A 2,965-nucleotide genomic window follows, 5' to 3' on the forward strand; every position below is an offset into this window, starting at 1 on the left:
CGCGCCGATGGCGGTTCCGTAGGCCTTTCCCTCTCTCCGCTTCTTCTCGTAAAGCGCCTTGAACACGGGGTCGGTCTGCGCCGCGACTACGGCAGACATCCAAAAGGCCCTCCTCAGAGAGGGAGATCCGCGCTTGGAGATGCGGGTCCTGTTTCCTTCGAAGGCGCCCGACTGCTTCAGCTGCGGGTCGAGTCCCGCGTAGGCGACCAGCTTCTTGGGGCTGTCGAAGCGGTCTATGTCTCCTATCTCGGCAAGCATGACCGCCCCGGTGACGGGACTCACTCCGGGGACAGTCGCTATCTCGGTGCCGAGCCCGGCCATGATCTCCGCTATCTTACCGTCGATCACGGCTATCCGCTTCTCGAAATCCTCCATGCTCTCCAAGAGCAGTCTCATCTCGAGCGCCAGGGTGTCGGCGGAGATTTTCACTCCTATGGACGAGGCTGCCGCCTCCTTGATCCGCCGGGCCCTCTCCTCCCCCAGACGCCCCCTGCTGGCCTCCTCGACAAGGCCGGTCAGGACGTTCAGGTCCATCTCCTTGATCTTCGCGGGGACGGCGCACTCCTTGAGGGCGGTGCGGGAGCTCAGGCAGAACATGTCGGGAAATACGGACTCGTACTCCGGGAAGACCTGGTCCATGACGGCCACGGCCTTGCGCTTCAGATCCGAGCACATGTCCCTGAAGGACTCCCTGAGGCGCGTCAGGTTCTTCAAGCTTACGATGTCTTCCTCGGCGAGGCGGGTGGACTCGAAGTTGCCGAACCTTATGGCCTCGGCGATGAGGAAGCTGTCGACGGAGTCGGTCTTTGTGCCCCTTATGTGGAAGTTCCTGAACCCGTCCGTCTGAATGGGATTGATGACGCGGACGGAGAACCCTCTCTCGCACAGGAAGGAGTAAAGAGCGAGCCAGTAGTGACCCGTCGCCTCCATCCCCGTCACCAGCTCCTCCTCCCCGGAGAGACGCCACTCGACGAAGGAGAGAAGCCTTTCGAAACCCTCTTTGGTGTTGGAAAAGCGCAGAGATTTCCCCATTCTCCTCCCGTCCGCGGCCACGATTCCGGCCTCGTGATGCTTCTTCCCGATGTCGATGCCCATGTACATCAATTCGCACACCCCCGTGCAAGTGATTTTGCAGGGCGGCCTCGCGCTCCGGCGGCGCACAACCTCCTTCGACAAGCGTGGACGCCGCATGTTCCGGGCGCCACATCCAGCTCATTCGTGCAGGGCCGCAGGTACGAGGCACCAGTCTCGCATTCGAGGTTTTCCCCCAAGGGATCTAACGGCGATACTCGGCCTGCATGCCATTATCGCAGTTGAGGAGGTCTTGTTGCACCTCTTGTGCGACGACTACATATTAGGAGGGATCCTGAGGTGTGCTCTCGGGGTCTCTGGGTCCTTCGCTTCGCTCAGGACGACAGAGAGGTCAGGACAACAGAGAGGCAGAATATTTTTATGAAATATTGACTGCTGCACGGAAATACCTTATACTCTCTTTGAGCGGACAGCTCGGTGCGGCTGACACCTAAAATCCGAAAGAGTTCGGGACGAATGAGCCCGATGTCGCTGGGCGACGAAAAAACCCATGATGCGCTTGGGACATATGAGCCCGATGCCGGCGGACGGCGATAAAATCAGCCATTGGAGGGGGTACGTCTTATTGTACCCCTTCTTATTTTTTGCGGAAGAGGCTTAGTCAAGTGATAACAATTCCTGAAGCCATCAAGATCGCTTACGATTCTGCCAGAACTTACAAAGACACCCTTCAAGACACAAACCTTCTGATAGCCTTCCGAGACTCAACTGCTATCGGCTTCATTCAAACCCTTTTTTACGCACGCCACTTTATGCACTTAACAGGCCTGAGAAGTCGAACCCTTTCGGCCGTTGGTTTTTACCGAAGCTGCTTAAAAGGTCGACTCAAAGCCGACGATATTTACTTCAGCGGCATAGGAACCACAGAGTTAAAACTTCGTGTTCTGCCTCACTTGCTTACAATGCCCTATAAAAGCTTGATGATTGGAAAGAGCGCGGACTGCGGCTTTCGGCTGTACACCGATACATTCCTTGGAACGACAATAGGGTCAATTGGCTTTATACCCTACAAAGGACGGTTTTACGTTCCAAATACTGTTTTGAAAGAAGACGTTCGCAAGTTAACCATAAAACCCGGGCCATTACTATTAGCTTGTAGCAAAAAGACAACGGACGAGCAATATATAACCGTCCACCGTCACAGTAGCGTAGCTCCCTCCGACATTCCTGCAGAGCTACAAGCTTTAATAATCAAATGAAGAATCAGACAGACAGAATCGAGGCCAAATAAAAAAGGGGCTGGTGTTAGGCCGGCCCTTTGCTCGGGGAATGAAATGCACTGGGTTGATCTCGGGGGTGGCGGTCCGCAAAAAGCGAGATCCCTCCGGTGCTGTGCACCGTTCGGGATGACAAGAAGCAGCTGCGCGCCGTTCGGGATGATAGGCCGATAAAGGCGAGATCCTTCGTCGCTACGCTCCTCAGGATGACAGCATGCAGTCATCCCGAAGACCGTGCCACTCTGTCATCCCGAGCGAATGCGAGACCAGCTATCGGATGTCAAGAGGCAAAACGAGAAAAATACAAAGTCGCAATAATAAGTTTCCATCGGTCAATTTGCGGACACGAACCTTGGCACAAGAATATGACCTCGAGCGACGGACACATAACATCAGTCCGTCGGCGTCGCAACCGGAGGACGGGCACATACCAGCAGCTCCGCTGACTTGAAAGTCAGGAGAAACGCACAGAGGGAACCCGTTGCGCACCTGCGGGGCGCCGGTATGCGGCGGGTGTCTCGCCTGAAACGCGGGATCAGGCCGCCGCGCTCAATCGCACCTCGTAAGGCCGCCGTCTCTTGAGAACGGAGTACACCACGCAGGCAAGCTTCCTTGCGACCGCGCCGATGGCGGTTCCGTAGGCCTTTCCCTCTCTC

At 56.1% G+C, this 2,965-nt stretch carries 2 protein-coding genes; one reads left to right on the forward strand and one right to left on the reverse strand.

Features of this window, described 5'->3' with window-relative positions; translation table 11 throughout:
- The coding region (locus GX181_09255; GenBank protein NLM72127.1) for an IS110 family transposase at positions 1 to 1,113 on the reverse strand (1,113 nt) is incomplete at its 3' end.
- A 584-nt stretch (positions 1,114 to 1,697) separates the two neighbouring features.
- Between GX181_09255 and GX181_09260 the strand changes: the two genes are divergently transcribed.
- Complete coding sequence (locus tag GX181_09260; protein ID NLM72128.1) at positions 1,698 to 2,291, forward strand: hypothetical protein; 594 nt, start codon at positions 1,698 to 1,700, stop codon at positions 2,289 to 2,291.
- The last annotated feature ends 674 nt before the right edge of the window (positions 2,292 to 2,965 follow it).

The organism is Synergistaceae bacterium (genome assembly GCA_012521675.1).
Classification (GTDB): Bacteria; Synergistota; Synergistia; order Synergistales; family Aminobacteriaceae; genus JAAYLU01.